The sequence below is a fragment of the Streptomyces sp. NPDC014727 genome (assembly GCF_043083485.1).
In the GTDB taxonomy this organism is placed as follows: domain Bacteria; phylum Actinomycetota; class Actinomycetes; order Streptomycetales; family Streptomycetaceae; genus Streptomyces.
The window spans coordinates 231,584-250,167 of record NZ_JBIBYR010000010.1; the positions used below are offsets into that span (position 1 = coordinate 231,584).

Annotated in this window: 15 protein-coding genes; 6 read left to right on the top strand and 9 right to left on the bottom strand. The window is 69.7% G+C overall.

Annotated elements, in window-relative coordinates:
- Positions 1-187: 187 nt before the first annotated feature.
- Positions 188-1,894, bottom strand: a complete 1,707-nt coding sequence (treS, locus tag ACF1B9_RS18440; RefSeq protein ID WP_351074694.1) for a maltose alpha-D-glucosyltransferase — start codon at positions 1,892-1,894, stop codon at positions 188-190.
- Positions 1,891-3,933 (bottom strand): alpha-1,4-glucan--maltose-1-phosphate maltosyltransferase, encoded by a 2,043-nt coding sequence (locus ACF1B9_RS18445; RefSeq protein ID WP_391746579.1) that lies wholly within the window; start codon positions 3,931-3,933, stop codon positions 1,891-1,893. Before ACF1B9_RS18445 ends, treS begins: the two co-directional genes overlap by 4 nt.
- Before the next feature lie 754 nt (positions 3,934-4,687).
- Between ACF1B9_RS18445 and glgP the strand changes: the two genes are divergently transcribed.
- Positions 4,688-7,291, top strand: a complete 2,604-nt coding sequence (gene glgP, locus ACF1B9_RS18450; RefSeq protein ID WP_391746580.1) for an alpha-glucan family phosphorylase — start codon at positions 4,688-4,690, stop codon at positions 7,289-7,291.
- Between the two features lie 218 nt (positions 7,292-7,509).
- Here the strand turns inward: glgP and ACF1B9_RS18455 are convergent, their stop codons facing one another.
- Positions 7,510-9,543 carry a M4 family metallopeptidase gene (locus tag ACF1B9_RS18455; protein ID WP_391746581.1) on the bottom strand — a complete coding sequence of 678 codons (2,034 nt, stop codon included), beginning with the start codon at positions 9,541-9,543 and terminating at the stop codon, positions 7,510-7,512.
- Positions 9,544-9,706: 163 nt separating this feature from the next.
- Positions 9,707-10,498 (bottom strand): TetR/AcrR family transcriptional regulator C-terminal domain-containing protein, encoded by a 792-nt coding sequence (locus tag ACF1B9_RS18460; protein WP_391746582.1) that lies wholly within the window; start codon positions 10,496-10,498, stop codon positions 9,707-9,709.
- A 92-nt stretch (positions 10,499-10,590) separates the two neighbouring features.
- Here ACF1B9_RS18460 and ACF1B9_RS18465 point away from each other — a divergent pair, with 92 nt between their 5' ends.
- On the top strand, positions 10,591-11,139 hold the full coding sequence (locus ACF1B9_RS18465; RefSeq protein ID WP_391746583.1) for a multidrug transporter: 549 nt from the start codon (positions 10,591-10,593) through the stop codon (positions 11,137-11,139).
- Positions 11,140-11,172: 33 nt separating this feature from the next.
- On the opposite strand, the gene ACF1B9_RS18470 is transcribed toward ACF1B9_RS18465, so the two are convergent.
- From ACF1B9_RS18470 to ACF1B9_RS18480, 3 genes are all read right to left on the bottom strand, one after another.
- Positions 11,173-12,195 carry an alcohol dehydrogenase gene (locus ACF1B9_RS18470; protein WP_391746584.1) on the bottom strand — a complete coding sequence of 341 codons (1,023 nt, stop codon included), beginning with the start codon at positions 12,193-12,195 and terminating at the stop codon, positions 11,173-11,175.
- A 133-nt stretch (positions 12,196-12,328) separates the two neighbouring features.
- Positions 12,329-13,060 (bottom strand): response regulator, encoded by a 732-nt coding sequence (locus ACF1B9_RS18475; RefSeq protein WP_391746585.1) that lies wholly within the window; start codon positions 13,058-13,060, stop codon positions 12,329-12,331.
- Positions 13,057-14,343 (bottom strand): histidine kinase, encoded by a 1,287-nt coding sequence (locus ACF1B9_RS18480; RefSeq protein ID WP_391746586.1) that lies wholly within the window; start codon positions 14,341-14,343, stop codon positions 13,057-13,059. The genes ACF1B9_RS18475 and ACF1B9_RS18480 overlap by 4 nt, the downstream gene beginning before the upstream one ends.
- A 332-nt stretch (positions 14,344-14,675) precedes the next feature.
- Here ACF1B9_RS18480 and ACF1B9_RS18485 point away from each other — a divergent pair, with 332 nt between their 5' ends.
- Both ACF1B9_RS18485 and ACF1B9_RS18490 read left to right on the top strand, forming a co-directional pair.
- Positions 14,676-14,963, top strand: a complete 288-nt coding sequence (locus ACF1B9_RS18485) for a DUF4190 domain-containing protein (RefSeq protein ID WP_391746612.1) — start codon at positions 14,676-14,678, stop codon at positions 14,961-14,963.
- A gap of 133 nt (positions 14,964-15,096) precedes the next feature.
- On the top strand, positions 15,097-16,632 hold the full coding sequence (locus tag ACF1B9_RS18490) for an alpha/beta hydrolase (protein WP_391746587.1): 1,536 nt from the start codon (positions 15,097-15,099) through the stop codon (positions 16,630-16,632).
- Between the two features lie 82 nt (positions 16,633-16,714).
- Here ACF1B9_RS18490 and ACF1B9_RS18495 read toward each other — a convergent pair whose 3' ends face one another.
- Both ACF1B9_RS18495 and ACF1B9_RS18500 read right to left on the bottom strand, forming a co-directional pair.
- Entirely contained in the window at positions 16,715-17,170 is a 456-nt protein-coding gene (locus ACF1B9_RS18495) for a hypothetical protein (RefSeq protein ID WP_391795923.1), read from the bottom strand.
- Positions 17,167-17,427: a hypothetical protein gene (locus tag ACF1B9_RS18500; RefSeq protein WP_391746589.1), complete on the bottom strand. Its 261-nt coding sequence runs from the start codon at positions 17,425-17,427 to the stop codon at positions 17,167-17,169. The genes ACF1B9_RS18495 and ACF1B9_RS18500 overlap by 4 nt, the downstream gene beginning before the upstream one ends.
- Positions 17,428-17,532: 105 nt before the next feature.
- Between ACF1B9_RS18500 and ACF1B9_RS18505 the strand changes: the two genes are divergently transcribed.
- Both ACF1B9_RS18505 and ACF1B9_RS18510 read left to right on the top strand, forming a co-directional pair.
- On the top strand, positions 17,533-18,363 hold the full coding sequence (locus ACF1B9_RS18505) for a helix-turn-helix transcriptional regulator (RefSeq protein WP_391746590.1): 831 nt from the start codon (positions 17,533-17,535) through the stop codon (positions 18,361-18,363).
- Complete coding sequence (locus ACF1B9_RS18510; RefSeq protein WP_391746591.1) at positions 18,360-18,569, top strand: DUF397 domain-containing protein; 210 nt, start codon at positions 18,360-18,362, stop codon at positions 18,567-18,569. Before ACF1B9_RS18505 ends, ACF1B9_RS18510 begins: the two co-directional genes overlap by 4 nt.
- Positions 18,570-18,584 lie beyond the last annotated feature (15 nt).

The window sequence follows — 18,584 nt, forward strand, 5'->3', positions numbered from 1 at the left end:
TGCGGCAATAGCTGTCCGGCTGTGCGGGACGTGTCGGGTCAGGATGGTCCGTACGGACTCGACTCGAAGGGATCGAAACGCCGGAGGGGACCCGGAAGGGACCGGAAGCGCTCGATATGAGGGAGAGGGTGCCCCGTGCGGGGCGGCGGAAACCGCCCCGCGGAGGGTGGTGCGCGGTGGCGCCAGGTCAGCTCGGCGGCGCGTCCTTGCGCAGTCGGAACCAGTAGAAACCGTGTCCCGCGAGAGTCAGCAGGTAGGGCCACTGACCGATGGCCGGGAACCGCACCCCGCCGATCAGCTCCACCGGATGACGCCCGTCGTACGACCGCAGATCGAGCTCCGTCGGCTGCGCGAACCGCGAGAAGTTGTGGACGCACAGCACGAGATCGTCCCCGTGCTCCCGGGTGAAGGCGAGCACGGCCGGGTTCGACGAGGGCAGTTCGTTGAACGAGCCGAGTCCGAAGGCGTGGTTCTGTTTGCGGATCTCGATCATCCGCCGCGTCCAGTGCAGCAGCGAGGACGGCGAGGCCATCGACGCCTCGACATTGGTGACTTGGTAGCCGTAGACCGGATCCATGATGGTGGGCAGGTAGAGCCGCCCGGGATCGCTGGAGGAGAATCCGGCGTTCCGGTCGGGCGTCCACTGCATCGGAGTGCGCACGGCGTCCCGGTCGCCCAGCCAGATGTTGTCGCCCATCCCGATCTCGTCCCCGTAGTAGAGGATCGGGGAACCGGGCAGGGACAGCAGCAGCGCCGTGAACAGCTCGATCTGGTTGCGGTCGTTGTCGAGCAGGGGTGCCAGCCGCCGCCGGATACCGATGTTGGCCCGCATCCGCGGATCCTTGGCGTACTCCGCGTACATGTAGTCGCGCTCTTCGTCCGTGACCATTTCGAGGGTGAGCTCGTCGTGGTTGCGCAGGAAGATGCCCCACTGGCAGTTCTTCGGGATCGCCGGGGTCTTCGCCAGGATTTCGGAGACCGGGTAGCGGCTCTCGCGCCTGACGGCCATGAAGATCCGGGGCATCACGGGGAAGTGGAACGCCATGTGGCACTCGTCGCCGCCGGCCTGGAACTCGCCGAAGTAGTCGACGACGTCCTCCGGCCACTGGTTGGCCTCGGCGAGCAGCACGGTGTCCGGGTAGTGCGCGTCGATCTCCTTGCGGACCCGCTTGAGGAAGTCGTGCGTCTCCGGGAGGTTCTCGCAGTTGGTGCCCTCGCGCTGGTACAGGTACGGCACGGCGTCCACGCGGAATCCGTCGATGCCGAGGTCCAGCCAGAAGCGCAGCGCGGAGATGATCTCCTCCTGCACCGCCGGGTTCTCGTAGTTGAGGTCGGGCTGGTGGGAGAAGAACCGGTGCCAGTAGTACTGCTTGCGGACCGGGTCGAAGGTCCAGTTGGACGTCTCCGTGTCGACGAAGATGATCCGGGCGTCCGGGAACTGCTTGTCGTCGTCGGCCCAGACGTAGTAGTCGCCGTACGGCCCCTCCGGGTCGGACCGGGACTGCTGGAACCAGTCGTGCTGATCGCTCGTGTGGTTCATGACGAAGTCGATGATCACGCGCATGCCGCGCTGGTGCGCGGCGTCGACGAACTCCACGAAGTCGGCCAGATCGCCGAACTCCGGCAGCACGGCGGTGTAGTCGGAGACGTCGTAACCGCCGTCGCGCAGCGGCGACTTGAAGAACGGCGGCAGCCAGAGGCAGTCGACACCGAGCCACTGCAGATAGTCGAGCTTGGCGGTGATGCCCTTGAGGTCGCCGATGCCGTCGCCGTTGGAGTCCTGGAAGGACCGGACGAGGACCTCGTAGAACACGGCGCGCTTGAACCAGTCGGGATCGCGGTCCTTGGCCGGGGTGTCCTCGAACGTGTCGTGGACGGGCTCATTGACGATCATGGTGTGGGTGACCCTCCGGTCGGCGGGGACGGTCGCAGGACGACGATGTGTGCGGGCGTGACGCCCGGCTCCAGGCGCACATAGAAGGTCCTGCCCCAGTGATAGGTGTCGCCGGTGAGCTCGTCGCGCACCGGCACGCTCTCGTGCCGGTCGAGGCCGAGTCGCGGCATGTCCAACGAGACCGTGGCCTCCTGGGTGTGGTGCGGGTCGAGGTTGGCGACCACCAGAACGGTGTTCGACCCCGCGCGCTTGCTGTACGCGATCAGCGCGTCGTTGTCGACGGAGTGGAAGTGCACATCGCGCAGTTGCTGCAGCGCCGGGTGACGGCGCCTGATGCGGTTGAGCCGGGTGATGAGCGGGGCCAGCGAGCGGCCCTCGCGCTCCGCCGACTCCCAGTCCCTGACCCGGATCTCGTACTTCTCCGAGTCGAGGTACTCCTCACTGCCCGGACGGAGCGGAGTGTTCTCGCACAGTTCGTAGCCCGCGTACACACCCCAGGCCGGGGAGAGCGTCGCGGCGAGAACGGCTCGCGCCTCGAAGGCCGGACGGCCCCCGTCCTGGAGATAACCGGGCAGGATGTCCGGGGTGTTCACGAAGAAGTTGGGCCGCATGTAGGAGGCGGTCCCGCCCGACAGTTCCGTGACGTAGTCGGTGATCTCCTGTTTGCTGTTGCGCCAGGTGAAATACGTGTACGACTGCTGGAATCCGATGGCGGCGAGCGCATGCATCATCGCGGGCCGGGTGAATGCCTCGGCCAGGAAGATCACATCCGGGTCGGTCCGGTTGATTTCAGCGATCACCTTCTCCCAGAAGACCACCGGTTTGGTGTGCGGATTGTCCACGCGGAAGATACGCACCCCGTGATCCATCCAGAACCGCAGAATGCGGACGCTCTCCTCGACCAGTCCGTCCAGATCCTTGTCGAAGGCGATCGGGTAGATGTCCTGGTATTTCTTCGGGGGATTCTCGGCGTAGGCGATCGTGCCGTCCGCGCGATGGTGGAACCACTCGGGATGTTTCTCCACCCAGGGATGGTCGGGAGAGCACTGGAGCGCGAAATCCAACGCGATCTCCATGCGCAGGGTGCGCGCGGTGCCGACGAAATGATCGAAGTCGTCGAGGGTGCCGAGCTCGGGATGGACGGCGTCGTGGCCACCCTCGGCCGAGCCGATCGCCCAGGGCACGCCCACGTCATGGGGAGCGGGGGAGAGCGAGTTGTTGCGGCCCTTGCGATGCGTGGTTCCGATGGGATGGATGGGCGGCAGATAGACGACATCGAAACCCATGGCGGCGACCGCGGGCAGTCGCTCGGCAGCCGTACGGAAGGTGCCGCTGACGATCCTCTCCGGGCGGTCCGCCGTCCTTCCCGCCCTGCCCTTCCTGGTCGTCCAGGCCCGCCCGGCCGGTTCGACCCTGGCCCCCTCCGAGCGGGGGAACAGCTCGTACCAGGAACCGAACAGGGCCCGCCGGCGCTCGACCACCAGTGGGAGCGGGGGAGACGCGGTGACCAGTTCGCGCAGCGGGTGACGGGTGAGGGCGGCCCGCGCCTCGGGGACGAGCGCCGCGGCCAGCCGGGCGGCGGCCGGGCGGGACTCGTCGCGCAGCGCGTCGGCGGCGGCCAGCACCGCCTCGCGCCCGTCCCGCTTGGGTACGCCCTCGGCGGCCCGTTCATACAGCTCGGCGCCCTCCGCCAGGACGAGCCCGGTGTCGCTCCCCGCCGGGATCTTGATCTCGGCGTGCTGCCGCCAGGTGGCGAGCGGATCGCTCCAGGCCTCGACCGTATACGTCCAGTGACCCTCGGAGTCCGGGGTGACATCGGCGCCCCAGCGGTCGGTGCCGGGCGCGAGTTCGCGCATCGGCGTCCAGGGGCCGGACCGCCCGGCCGGATCCAGCAGCACCACATTGGCGGCGACGGCGTCATGGCCCTCGCGGAAGACGGTCGCGGTGACCTGGAAGGTCTCACCGGCAACGGCCTTGGCGGACCTTCTGCCGCAGTCGACGAGGGGACGGACGTCGAGTACGGGAATGCGACCGATCATGGAATCACCTGGGGACTGGGGCTCGGGCTGAACGGGGCGCGACACGGCCGCGGAGCGCGGAATTCGCGCACCGCGAACGATGGGGTCCGTCCTTTCTAGCTGCTCCGTTGACGGCTGACGGGGTGTGGGCATGGCCGCTCCTGTCCGCATTCACTCGAATGGCACTCGAATGGCTGGGGTGCGGATGTGTTTCGCGGAGGTGAACCGGATGGACACCGGTCCCGCAGGTGCCTCGCGTTCATGCTGCATTCGGGCGGCATTCGCGTGCTCTTGGGATGTGCTCGGAGTGTGTACCGAAGAAGCCTTCCCACAGTTCTCGGGGGGCCAATCCGGTGGTGTGTCAATTACTCGGGCGTATCCGCGACGACCTGAATGCGCCGAGGACCGCCCCGCGTGCGCGGGCTCACCGGTGCTCTTCCGGACGCCACTGGGCAGCTTTCCCCTTGGTGTGAAGTGCCACAAGACCGAACGAGGGAAGGGAATCGGCCATTAACTGTGTGACCGGTGTGCCTCGACCGGTCGAGAGGGGCCCCGGGTGCGAATGAGGCGGGGGTGGGTGAGGCGCGGGGCGGGCAGCGCGGAGACCGCCCCGGAGCGGACGCCGTGCGGGCGCCCCGTCCGGCGGCACACGCCGTGAGCCGTTCGCGCGCCGTGGCTGTGGACTGCGGACCACCGTTAACGTCGGGGGTGACGGAGAGACGCACCCCGTGGTGCGTCCCGTCGGATTCGTACGTCCCCTGTAAAGGTGGAATGCGTGAAGGCCATTCGTCGATTCACCGTGCGTCCCGTTCTCCCCGATCCCCTTCAACCGCTCAGCGACCTCGCCCGCAATCTGCGCTGGTCCTGGCACACCGAGACCCGTGAGCTCTTCCGGGCCGTCGACCCCCAGGTGCGGCGGACGGCGGAGTGCGACCCCGTCCGGCTGCTCGGTGCCGTGTCCGCCGGCCGGCTCGCCGAGCTGGCCCGGGACCAGCAGTTCCTGCACCGGCTGACCGAGGTCTTCGCCGACCTTCGGGACTATCTGGACGGGCCCAGGTGGTACCAGGAACAGCTGGCCCAAGGGGCCGGGCTCCCGGCCGCCGTCGCGTATTTCTCACCCGAGTTCGGCGTGACCGCCGCGCTGCCCCAGTACTCCGGCGGCCTCGGCATCCTCGCCGGCGACCATCTGAAGGCCGCCAGCGATCTGGGCGTGCCTCTCATCGGGGTCGGCCTGCTCTACCGGCACGGCTACTTCCGCCAGAGTTTGTCCCGCGACGGCTGGCAGCAGGAGCACTATCCCGTACTCGATCCGAACGAGCTCCCGCTCACCTTGATGCGCGAGGCCGACGGCACCCCCAGCCGGGTGGTGCTCACGCTTCCCGGCGGCCGTTCGCTGCACGCCCACATCTGGCAGGCCCAGGTGGGGCGCGTACCGCTGCTGATGCTCGACTCCGGCGTGGAGGAGAACGCGCCCGGCGAGCGCGAGGTGACCGACCGGCTGTACGGCGGCGGCAGCGAGCACCGGCTGCTCCAGGAGATGCTCCTCGGCATCGGTGGCGTACGGGCCGTGCGGACGTACTGCCGCCTCACGGGGCATCCCGCACCGGAGGTGTTCCACACCAACGAGGGGCACGCCGGCTTTCTCGGACTCGAACGCATCCGTGAACTCTCCGACACCGCAATGGACTTCGACTCCGCAGTGGAGTCGGTGCGGGCCGGCACGGTCTTCACCACCCACACACCCGTGCCCGCCGGGATCGACCGGTTCGACCGCGAGCTGGTCGCCCGGCACTTCGGGGACGACGGCGAGCTCCCGGGCGTGAATGTCGAACGCATCCTGCAACTGGGCATGGAGACCTACCCGGGCGGCGAACCCCGGCTCTTCAACATGGCGGTGATGGGGCTGCGGCTCGCCCAGCGGGCCAACGGGGTCTCGACCCTCCACGGCTCGGTCAGCCGGGAGATGTTCGCCGGGCTGTGGCCGGGCTTCGACGCGGCGGAAGTGCCGATCACCTCGGTGACCAACGGTGTCCACGCACCCACATGGGTCGCACCCGAGGTCCTCCGGCTGCGCAACCGGTACGGCGGCACCCCGGGACGCTGGGACTCCGCCGCCGAGATCCCGGACCGGGAGATCTGGGACCTGCGGCGGCACCTGCGCGGACAGCTGGTCGCCGAGGTGCGCGAGCGGCTCCACGCCTCCTGGCGCACCCGGGGCGCGGAACCGGCCGAACTCGGCTGGATCGACGGCGTGCTGGACCCGGACGTGCTGACGATCGGCTTCGCCCGGCGGGTGCCCTCGTACAAGCGGCTGACGCTGATGCTGCGCGACCGTGACCGGCTGCGGGACCTGCTGCTCCATCCGGACCGCCCGGTCCAGATCGTCGTCGCCGGCAAGGCCCACCCCGCCGACGACAGCGGAAAGCGGCTGGTCCGGGAGCTGGTGCGGTTCTCCGACGATCCCCGGGTGCGCCATCGCATCGTGTTCCTGCCGGACTACGGGATGGCCATGGCGCAGAAGCTCTACCCGGGCTGCGACGTCTGGCTCAACAACCCGCTGCGGCCTCTGGAGGCCTGTGGTACGAGCGGCATGAAGGCCGCGCTCAACGGCTGCCTCAACCTCTCGGTCCTGGACGGCTGGTGGGACGAGTGGTTCGAGCCGGACTTCGGATGGGCGATCCCCACGGCCGACGGTCTGGCCCTGGACGAGGACCGCCGTGACGATCTGGAGGCGGGCGCCCTCTACGAACTCATCGAGGACCGGGTCGCTCCGCGCTTCTACGACCGGGGCGGTGACGGGCTCCCCGAGCGCTGGATCGAGATGGTCCGCCGCACCGTGGGCACCCTCGGGCCCAAGGTTCTGGCGGGGCGCATGGTGTCCGAGTACGTGGAGCGGCTGTACGCGCCCGCCGCGCGCGCCCAGCGGGCACTGGATCCTGGCACCGCGCGGCAGCTCGCCGGCTGGAAGGCCAAGGTCCGCGCCGCGTGGCCGCGGGTCGCCGTCGACCATGTGGAGGCTGTGGCGCCCGACGCCGCGGGAGGCTCGGCCGAGCTGGGCTCGGCGCTGGTGGTGCGGGTCAGGATCGCCCTCGGGGTACTGGAGCCGGACGACGTGGAGGTGCAGGCGGTGGCCGGCCGGGTGGACGCGGCCGACGGGATCTCGGACGCGCAGATGTTTCCGCTGAAGCCCGCCGGAGGCCAGGACCTGGAAGGACGCTGGCTGTACGAGGGACCGCTGGCCCTCGACCGCACCGGGCCGTACGGCTACACGGTGCGGGTGCTCCCCACGCATCCGCTCCTGGTCACCGGTGCGGAACTCGGCCTGGTGGCACTGCCCGCGGAGACGATGGGGGACGGCGCGGGCCTGCTGATGCGCTGACGCACCTCCTTCCGGGCCCGGCACCCCCGTGGTGCCGGGCTCCTTCGTTCACCGAGCAGCAGAGGCCCGCCGGGTCCAGCAACCTGTTCGTCGCCCGGGAGACCCTGACCCACGCGAACAACCCCGAGTGACCGACGTTTGCCGCGCACAGGGAAACGCCCGGGAGGAGCGAGAGCTCCTCCCGGGCGGTCGTTGCCGGATCAGGCCCGGCTCCGGGTTCAGAAGGTGAGCTTGAAGCTGTTGATCTTGCCGGTGTCGCCCGTGAAGACGTCCTGGACCTTGAGCTTCCAGGTGCCGTTCGCCGCCACGGCCGAGGCGTTGACCGTGTAGGTGGTCTGGACGTTGGCCGCCGAGTCGGAGATCGAGGAGTTCTTCAGCCGGTAGGTCGTCCCGTTCGGGGCGACGAGGTCGATGACCAGGTCACCGCGCCAGCTGTGGGTGATGTCCACGCCGACCTTGAGGGCGCTGGGCGCGTTGCCGGTGATACCGGTGACGTTGACCGAGCTGGTGACGGCCGCACCGTGGTCCGGGATGGCGACCGAGGCGGTGTTCTCGAAGACCGTGCCGCCCGGGTTCGGGTTGCCGCCGCCGTCACGGGTGCCGACGTTGATGCCGGCCCAGGCGTCGCCGACGGCCTTGTACTCGGTGCTGGTCGTGCCGTACAGCTCACCGGCCGCGGCGAGGGTGCCGGTGCGGGCCGCCGCGTAGTTCGTGGTGGAGGTGAACTTGGTGGTGAGCGCCTTGAACCAGATCTGCGCGGCCTTGTCGCGGCCGATGCCGGTCACCGGCAGGCCGTCGGAGGTCGGCGAGTCGTAGTTGACGCCGTTGATGGTCTTGGCGCCGCTGCCCTCGGAGAGCAGGTAGAAGAAGTGGTTCGCCGGACCCGAGGAGTAGTGGACGTCGACGTTGCCGATGCCCGAGTACCACGCGTCCTTGGACGCGCCGTCCTTGCTCGGCTTGTCCATGTAGCGCAGCGGGGTGCCGTCGCCGTTGATGTCGATCTTCTCGCCGATGAGGTAGTCGCCCTTGTCGGTGGCGTTGTTGGCGTAGAACTCGACCGCGGTGGCCATGATGTCGCTGGTCGCCTCGTTGAGACCACCGGACTCACCGCTGTACACCAGGCCCGCGGTGGCGGCGGTGACGCCGTGCGTCATCTCGTGCGCGGCCACGTCGAGGGCGGTCAGCGGGTTCGCGTTGCCGCTGCCGTCGCCGTACGTCATGCAGAAGCAGCTGTCCTGCCAGAAGGCGTTGACGTAGTTGTTGCCGTAGTGGACGCGGGAGTACGCGCCGACGCCGTCGCCCCGGATGCCGGTGCGGCCGTGGACGTTCTTGTAGTAGTCCCAGGTCTCCGCCGCGCCGTAGTGCGCGTCGGCGGCGGCCGTCTCGGCGTTCGACGGGGAGCCGTTGCCCCAGACGTCGGTGGAGTTGGTGAACAGCGTCCCGGTTCCGGACGAGCCGTGGTTCAGGTTGTACGTCTTGTGGTTGCCGCGGCCGGTGTCGGTCAGCGTGTACGACGGCGCGGTGCCGAGGGTGACCTGGCCGCTGTACTCGGTGTTGCCGACGCCGTTCTCGACCGCCTGCCACTCGTACAGCTTCGCGCCGGAGGTCGCGTCCGTGATGACGTGCAGCTCGTTGGGGGTGCCGTCCTCCTGGAGACCGCCGACGACGGTCTCGTAGGCGAGCTGCGGCTTGCCCTGGGCCATCCAGATCACCTTGCGGGGCGCCCGGTCGGCCTCGGTCTTCTTGGAGCCGTCGGCCCTGGCGAGGCCGAGCGCCTGCTTCTCGGCCGCGGCGGGGGCGACGTCGGCCTTCGTGTCCACGGCCTTCAGCGTGTTGCTGCTGACGCTGGACGCCTTGGTGACGCTCTCGGTCGCGCCGGTCTTGGACGCCTCGACGACCAGGTCGCCGCCGAGCACCGGGAGGCCGGCGAGGGTGCGCTCGTAACGCGTGTGCGTGGTGCCGTCGTTGTCCTGGACGACGTCCCGGACGACGAGCTTCTCCTGCGAGCCGAGACCGAGCTCCTTGGCCGTGGCCGCCTTGGTCGCGTCGGCCTCACGGATCAGCTCGGCACGCTGGGACGGGGTGAGCTGCTTGGCCAGTGCACCGTGCTTGGCGCCGGCGGTCGCCGCCGCCGCGGTGGTGGTGCCGGGGGTGGCGGTGGCCGCACCGGTCTGGACGCCGACGGCGAGGAGGGCTGCTGCGGCTATCAGAGCGCCGGTCGCGGTGGCACGACGGCTGGGCGTGGATCTCACGCGGACTCCTTCTGCGAGGGGGGTACCGGCGGCAGGGCGTGCCGTCCGGGGAGTGCGAGAAGTGCGCAGAACGGGGTGAAGAGTGTCAGCCGGAGGACGGTCCTGTCAGGACCGCGTCAACAAGTTGGCCGGAAGTCGTCCGTTGCCGTAAAGGTCATGTTCGTTAAGCGGACGTTTCACCGATCATCACCGCGATGCCGTCCAGCGTCCTCCGCAGGCCGAATTCGAAGAGTTCGTCGAGATCGAGCTCGAACTCATCATGTTCGAACAGCGAGTTGAGGGAGGGGTAGTCGCCACTGGCCGAGATGGCGTCGAACTGTGGCTCATTTCTTACCATCCACTCCGCGTCGGACAGCCCGGTGTCCTGCCGCGCCTGCGCCTCCATGTCGGCGGCCATGGCCAGTCCCTGGACGTGGGCGAACAGCGTGAGATGGATGTGCAGCACGGTGTGCGGCGGCAGTCCGGTGCCCGCGAGGGCGCGCAGCACCCACTCCGTGTAGCGCATGGCGTGCGGGGACGCTGTCGGCCGGGTGAAGGAAGCCATGGCCTGTGCCATCCACGGATGGCGCCCGTACACCGACCGCAGCCACCGGGCGGCGAGTTCCAGCCCCGGCCGCCAGTCACGGGGCGCGGCACCCAGCGGTCGTTCCCCGAAGACCTCGTCGGACATCAGCCGGACCAGCTCGGTCTTGCCCGGCACATGACGGTACAGCGCCGTGGTGGAGGTGGACAGAGTGGTCGCGACCCGGCGCATGGACACTGCGGGAAGCCCCTCGGCGTCGGCCAGTTCGATGGCGGTGCGCACGATGCGCTCACGGCTCAGGGCGGGGCCGGTCCTCGCGCCGGCACCCCCCGGAGCGGGACGCTCGGCGACGACCGTGCCGACCCCCGGCACCGCCCGTACGAGGCCTTCGTGGCCCGCGCCTTGGTGGCGGTCGCCATGGCGACACCCCACTCGCGGACGACGGCACGGGTGGACGGGCGCCCGGGGCGGTCGCGGCCCCGGCGGCCGGGGCGCTCGCCCGGCGGTTCGACCGCGGCTACGTCATGGGCGGCGGGTTCCTCGTCTCCACCGCGGGCTTCCTCTCGCTCACCCGGATCGGGGCGGACTCGCCGCTGTGGATGACACTCGCCGGGTCGGCCGTCTACGCGGGCGGGCTGGTCTCCGCGATGACGCTCGCCAATGAACTCGCCCTCGGCGCCGCGCCGCCCGAGCGCGCGGGCTCCGCTGCCGCCGTCCTCGAATCGGGCCAGGAACTCGGCGGCGCCCTGGGAATGGCGCTGCTCGGTTCGGTCGGCGCCGCCGTCTACGGGCGGGACATGCGCGGCACCGCGCCCTCCGTACCCGAGGCCGCGCGGGAGACGCTGTCCGGCGCGGTCGCGGTGGCCCGGCAGCTTCCGCACCAGCTCCGGGACACGGTCCTGCCCACCGCGTTCCGGGCCTTCACCCACAGCATGAACACGGCCGCGGCGGGAGCCGCCCTCGCGATGGCCGGTGCCGCCGTACTGTCCATCGCCCTGCTCCGGGGCACGGGTCCCGTACCGGCCGACGGACCGGGCGGCGACGATCGTGCCGAGGAGAAGGCAGCGTCGTGACGGAGCCCGCAGCCCCGTGCGCGGTGCGGTGCGTCAGCCGGTGGTGAGCACCATCCGGAAACGGGCGGCGCCGGACATCATCTTCCGGTACGCCTCGTCGACCGCGTCCAGCGGCACGGTCTCGGTCATCGGGCGGATTCCGCGCAGGGCGCTGAACGCCAGGGTGTCCTGGACGTCCTGCGCGGTGCCCGACGGGTGGCCCCGGACGACCTTGCCGCTCATGAGCAGCTGGGCCGGGCTGATTCCCAGCGGTTCGGGGTCCACGCCGATGACCACCAGCTCGCCACGCGGGGAGAGTCCCTCCACGGTCGCCGAGATCGCCTCGGAGTTGGCCGCGGTGGCCAGGACCGCCTTGGCGCCGCCGAGGGCCTGCAGCGCGTCCGCTACGGAGGTGTCCGCCGTGCTGTCGACGTAGTGGTGCGCGCCGAGTTCCTTGGCGAAGTCGGCCTTGGCGGCTCCGCGGGCGATGGCCACGGTCTCGAAGCCCATCGCGGCCGCGTACTGCACCCCCAGATGCCCGAGGCCGCCGATGCCGAGCACGGCGACCAGATCACCCGGCCGGGCGGAGCTGCGCCGCAGCCCGTTGTACGTGGTCACCCCCGCGCAGGCCATGGGGGCCGCATCGGCCGCCCCCAGTGCGTCGGGGATCCGGGCCAGGGCGTCCACCGGCGCGATCACCGCTTCGGCATAGCCCCCGTCGTACGCCCACCCGGGCACCTTCAGATACCGGCACACGACGAAGTCGCCCTGCCTGCAGGGCGTGCAATGGCCACAGCTGCCGCCGAACCAGCCCACCGCCACCCGGTCGCCCACCCGCCAGGCGTTCTCCGCGCCCGCGCCGAGCTCCTCGATCCGTCCGGCGATCTCATGTCCGGGCACCACCGGAAACCGCACGCCCGGGAGCCCGCCGCTCACGAAGAGGGCGTCGCTGTGGCAGATCCCGCAGGCCTCGACGGCCACCCGTACGTGGCCCGGTCCGGGCTGCGGCACCTCGCGTTCGACGATCTCAAACGGACCATCGGCGGTGGCGACCTGCGCGGTTCGGTAGACGCTCATCTGGCTCTCTCCGGGATACGGGTGGACGGCTCCCCCGGATCAGGAGACCAGCTCCGGCCCGATCACGCGCGCCGGGCGACGCGGACGGGGGGCCGGACGAGGCGCACGAGGGACGGGCGCACGGTCGGACGCGTCAGCCGGCGAAGCCCGGCACCACCAGACCGGACTCGTACGCGATCACCACCGCGTGGGTCCGGTTCTGCGCGCCGAGCTTGGTCAGCACGTTCCCGACGTGGGTCTTCACCGTCTCCAGGCTCACCGTGAGCGACTCCGCGATCTCCGGGTTGGACAGGCCGGTGGCCATCGACCGCAGCACCTCCTCCTCCCGCCCCGTCAGCGCCGCCTTCGGCAACGCCTCGGCGGAGCCCAGCGGGCGGGCGGCGACCATCCGGCGCAGTGCCGCCGGGAAGAGGATCGCCTCCCCCGCCGCCACCACCCGCACCGCTTCCGCGATCTGCCGGACCGGAAGCCGCTTGAGCACGAACCCACTGGCCCCCGCGCCGAGCGCGGCGGTGACGTAGCCGTCGTTCTCGAAGGTGGTGATCACCACGACCTTCGGTGGTTCGGCCGACTCGGCAAGGAGCTGCCGGGTGGCCTCGATGCCGTTGCGACGCGGCATCCGCACATCCATCAGAACCACGTCCGGCCGCAGCCGCCGCACCTGCTCGACCGCCTCCACGCCGTCGGCAGCCTCCCCGACCACCGCGATCCCCGGCTGTGCCGCGAGCAACGTGCGCAGACCGCTGCGGGTCACCTCGTCGTCGTCCGCGATCAGGAGTGTGACGGGAGTGCCGGCAGGGCCGGTGGTGGCGGGGCCGGTGCCGGCGCCGGTCATGACGGCTGGGCTCGCGTCAGGGCCGATCATGCCGACAACCGTACCGGCAGCCGGACCGCCAACCGCCAATGATGCGGCCCGTCCGGGCCGGCCTCGATCTCGCCGTGCAGCAGCCGCACGCGCTCGGCCAGCCCGGGCAGGCCGTGCCCGGACGTCGGGAAGGCACCCGGGCCGGTACCTCCGCCCGTGCCCGTCCCCGCCCCGGTCCGGTTGACCACACTGAGCTCCAGTCCGCCCGGCGTGGCCGTCACACGGACCTCGATCGGACCGTCCGCCCCGTGCCGCAACGCGTTCGTCAACCCCTCCTGCAGGATCCGGTACGCGGCGCGGGAGAGCGTCCCCTGGACCTGCGCGAGCTCGCCCGACACCTCCGGCTCCACCACCGCGCCCGCGTGCCGCAACCGGTCCAGCAGCTCAGGCAGGTCGGCCAGGGTCCGGGGCGGCGCTGTCTCCGCCTTCTCCTCGCGCAGCACACCCAGTACGTAGTCCAGGTCCTCCAGCGCGGCGCGGGCCGACTCCTCGATGCTGCGCAGGGCGGCCCGCGCCGCCACCGGGTCGGCGGAGAGCACCTCGCCCGCCACCGCCGCCTGGATCGTGGCCGCCGTCAGCGTGTGCCCGATCGAGTCGTGCAACTCGTGGGCCAGTCGGTTGCGTTCGGCCAGCCGCAGCTCCCGCTCGGCCGCCAGCGCGAGCCGTTCAGCCGACGACGGCCCCAACAGCCTCGGCGCCAACCACCGCAGAGCATTCGTCACCGCCACGCACACAGCCGCCGCCAGCAGCACGCAGCCGAGCGCCACCGCCCAGCTGCCCCAGCCACCCGCCACCCGCACCGACCGGCCGAACAGACTCAGCCCCGCCTCGGGGCGCAACCGACCCACCGGGAGGGTCAGGCCGGCGAGGATCAGCACACCGCTGACCAGTGCCGCCGTCCACCCCAGTGCCACGTGCAGCAGCAGCCAGACCGGAGTCCGCCAACGGTCGGCGCCGGGCGGCACCGCGGCGGCCGCCCCGGTGCAGGGTGAGCTCGCGGACCGACGTGCGGCCACCGGATCCGGCAACGGCACCCCCAGCAGCCGACGGGCGCACGTGACCAGCACCCGCCGCGTGGTGCGGGCCAGCCCGACCACGCCGATCAGCGCCGCCCAGACCAGCAGGGTCAGAACGACCTGCACTCCATAGGGGGCGGATCCCCACGCCGGCGCCGGCAGAAGCGCGAAAGGCAGCAGTGGAATGCTCGCCAACGCGCCGCAATAGGCGAACAGCGCGCCCGCATACGTGGAGCCGCGAAGCAGCGGCCGGATTACCCTGATCATAATCGGCCAGTATGACCGGGTGGCGTGCTGGCGCCCTCCCCCGATCGAGGGAGCATTTTCTCCCGCCTTCCCGCGATGCGCACCCGCGACCCCGGAAACCAGAATCGTGTCCTGCCCAATTGACGGGAGGACGGATCATGAACATGCAAGGGACAGAGACATCGCCGCATCACACGGCGCCGGCCGAGGCCGTGTCGACCCGGACGAAGTCGACGTCGATTCGGGCAGCATCGACCGGGGCCGCCGGGGCGGACCCCGATTCCCCGCATTCGCAAGGCCTCGGCTACGGCACGCGGCCTCCGGCCGACAGGAACGGCCTGGCCGTGGCCGCCATGGTGCTCGGCATCATCGGCCTGACCACCTCGATCGCCTTCGTCGGCGGCCTGTTCGGCGTCATCGGCCTGATCCTGGGCATCGCCGCCCTGATGAAGGCCAGGCGGAGCGGCGTGGGCCGGGGCATGTCCATCACCGGCGTGGTGACGTCGTTCATGGCGATCGCGGTGTCCGTCCTGGCCGCCATTCTCATGGCCTGGTACGCCAACAACACGCAGAAGTGCTACCAGCCGGAGAGCTTCCAGCAATACAAGCAGTGCGTTCACCAGCAGCTCACCGGAGACTGACCGGCGGCCGGCGGCACCGCCGGCAATAACCCGGCCTCGGCGCACCCAAGTCCCTGGCGATGGAATCGCCGACCTCCCGCGCACACAAGGGAGGAAGGGCCAATCACCTCTCCCCAGCAAGGACAAGCAACACGTGCGAAACAGACGAACAGCGTCTCTTCTGGCTGTCGGTGCCGCGACGGCTCTCATCTCGGCGCTCACACCCGCAACGGCCTTTGCCGCATCTCAGACCACCGTGGCCAAGGACCCTCTGCGGCAGTACACGCAGCAGAATTCCCCATGGCAGCGCTGCGACGCGGAGAACCCCGCCACCTATCAGTGCGCGACGCTCAAGGTGCCGCTGGACTACAGCGATCCCGGTGGAAAGAGGATCGACATCGCGATATCCCGGCTGAAGGCAAGCAGCGCAAAGGAACGGCGCGGTGTTCTGCTGCTCAACCCCGGCGGCCCCGGCGGGCCGGGCCTGAGCATGCCCGTGGACCCGGCATTGAACCTTCCCCGGGAAGTGAAGAGACGGTACGACCTCATCGGGTTCGACCCGAGGGGCGTCGGGCAGAGCTCTCCGGTCAGCTGCGGTCTGACTGACGAAGAAAGGAACGATGAACGCCCGTACAAGGCCGCGACATTCGCGAAGGACGTGGAGTGGGCACGTACGGTGGCCGGCAAATGCCGGGCCGAGGCGGGTGAAACACTGAGGCACCTCACCACCCGCAACACCGCTCGCGACATGGACGTCATCCGTGCTGTGCTGGGGGAGAGGAAGATCTCCTACCTGGGGTACTCCTACGGCAGCTACCTCGGCGCTGTCTACACGCAGATGTTCCCCCGGCGAACCGACCGGTTCGTGCTGGACAGCGCGACCGACCCCGCGCGGGCCTGGCGGGGCATGTTCCAAGGAATGGCGGAGGGGGCCGAGCCCGCCTTCACGAGATGGAGCGAATGGACTGCCCGGCGGCACACGACGTACGGACTGGGCAATACCCCGGCCGAGGTCCGCGAGACCTTCTGGAAGCTGATCGCCCGGGCCGACAGCAAGCCCATCGAGTCCGGCGGGATACCCCTCACCGGTGACGACATCCGCTCCGAGCTGCGTGCCACGTTCTCCCGCGTTCAGAGGGCCGCCGAAAGGGTCGCCGAGCTGAAGATGGCGGCCGAGGGCAAGAAGCCGGCCCCGTCCGGCACGCCGGAGCGGGCCCCGGGCCCCGTCCCACCGGCGTTCGCCCGTGACGTTCCCTCGGACAATGACGCCGCGAGTGCTTGGGCTGTCCTGTGCGCCGACACCCGTACGTGGCCGCGCGATCCCGAGCAGTACCGCCGCGACGCGATCCGCGACAAGGCCCGGTATCCGCTGTATGGCGATTTCGCCTCCACCATCAAGCCGTGCGCCTTCTGGAAGCAGGGCAGCGAGCCCGCGACAACGGTGAACAACAAGGTCGATGCACTGATCCTGCAGAACCAGTGGGACCCTCAAACGCCCCTGGCCGGTGCCCAGGGCATGCACCGGGCCCTGCGCGGCTCCCGGATGGTCACGGTCGCCGGAGGGGAGGGGCACGGCATCTACGGCACCGACTCCTGTGCAGACAAGAGCGCCACGGCCTATCTGACCACGGGCGGGCTCCCGGCCGAGGACCTGACCTGTCGAGCGCCGTCGGATACTCGAAGCGGCTGACTCCGGGGCGGCGAGGGCGTGTTTCGAAAGTCCCGTCCGACCGGCCTTGATCCGGTGGCGATCCGCCGACGCTGACAGACGATCAGCCCCCACAGGTACCGCATGGCGCTGCGACGGTCGGGGGGTCGTACGGAGTGCAGTGAGCGATTCCTGATGCGAATCCCTCCCCGGGGTGGTGGCGGAACCTGGTCGCAGGTGTCTGCTCAACGGATCGTACGGACAGCGTGTACGTGCAGTCCGTGTCGTGGACGACGACGAGGAGCGGGGCGCCAGTCTTGATGTGTGCTTGGGCGGCGCGTTGGCTCTCGCGATCCTCGTACCAGGCGCGTAGTTCCGCGAGGTGTGGGTCGAGGTCGAGCCGGTCCGCGATCCACAGCGCCTGGCCGCCGAGCCACCGCAGCGCGAGGAGGGGGGAGATGGTCCGGAAGGTGCCCAGGACGTACCGCGCTGTTTCGTCGGTGCCGTACACGGGCCCTTCGGCGAGCGCCTCGCACCGGTAACCCGCCTGCGGGGGACGCCCGTTCATGTTGCCGGTCACAGGATCCGCCCCGCGCTCCGGGCATTGCACCGTGCGGTCTCGGCCCGCAACCGCTCTATCGGGCTCGGCGGCCGCACGTTCCCGGGCTCCGCCTCCCATTCCGTCCCACCGCAGACCGGCCGCAACGACCAGTACGGGCCGGCCACACCCCGGAACTCGCCCACTTGGTCGCGACGGCTGGTGTCCACCAACAGCGTGCCGGGGGCGGGTACTTGTGGGGGCTTCTGTTCGTTCGGTGGGTCGTCTTTCGCAGACATGAGCCACTCCTCTCTGTAACGGTTCCGCTACCAAGGGGGATCAGCGTGGCTTAGGGTCGAGGGAGTCTTCAACTTACGCAGATTGACAGGCAAGTTAGGTACTGGATGGTGAATCGGAAGGAACTGGACCCCGATCGATCGCCCAGCGCGGCGTTCGGTGCGCGTCTTCGCAGCTTGAGGGATGAACACGGCTGGACGCAGGACGAACTCGGCGAGCGCATGGGGTGTTCCGGGGCGCATATTTCTGCCGTTGAAACTGGGCGGCGGAAACCAACTCAACAGTTTGCAGCAAGTGCTGACAGGACGTTTGGGACCGGCGACAGGTTGGAGCGCCAGAGCCGGTCCGTCAGACACAGGGCGCTGCTCGAAGGCTTCCCGGAGTACGTCACTCACGAGGCGCGCGCGGTAGAGATCAGGCTCTACGAAGTTGGTGTCATACCTGGTCTGCTCCAGACGCCGGAGTACGCGTCAGCGCTCGGAGACAGCACTGTGAAACGGGGCGTTGCCTCGCGGGAGCAAGCCGACGAGCGGATTGCGCTGGTTGCGCAGCGCCAAGCATCGCTCACACGAACACCGCCCCCGTTGGTTTTCGTGGTACTTGACGAAAGCTGTCTCCTCCGCCCCATCGGGGACCGTGCGCTCATGGACGCACAGTTCGCGCGCTTGATGCAGTTTGCCGAGCTGCCGAACACCGTGCTTCAGGTCGCCCCGTTCGCCATCGGGGTTCGCCGTCCGATGACGTTGCCGGTAACCGTGCTCACGACGCCGGACCGCTCGCTCATGTCGTATGCGGAGTCCGCCAACCGGGGCCATCTTGAGCGAGACAGCGCATCGGTGCTGCCCATCCTGACGGACTACCATCAACTACAGGCCGAAGCGCTGTCGCGAGCGGCGTCCGTGGCCATGATCAGCCAGTTACGAAAGGGCATCCCGTGACGACCGAGTCCCCCCGTTGGTTCAAGTCCTCATTCAGCGAGAACGGCGGCCAGTGCATCGAGGTCGCCGCCAACCTCATTGCCCCGCTCGGAGTGGTCCCCGTCCGCGACTCGAAGAACCCGGGCGGCCCGGTGCTGAATGCCTCCACCGCCTCGTTCGCCTCGTTCGTGGCGGGCGTCAAGGCCGGCGCGCTCGGCACCGTCTGACCGTTCAGACGACGC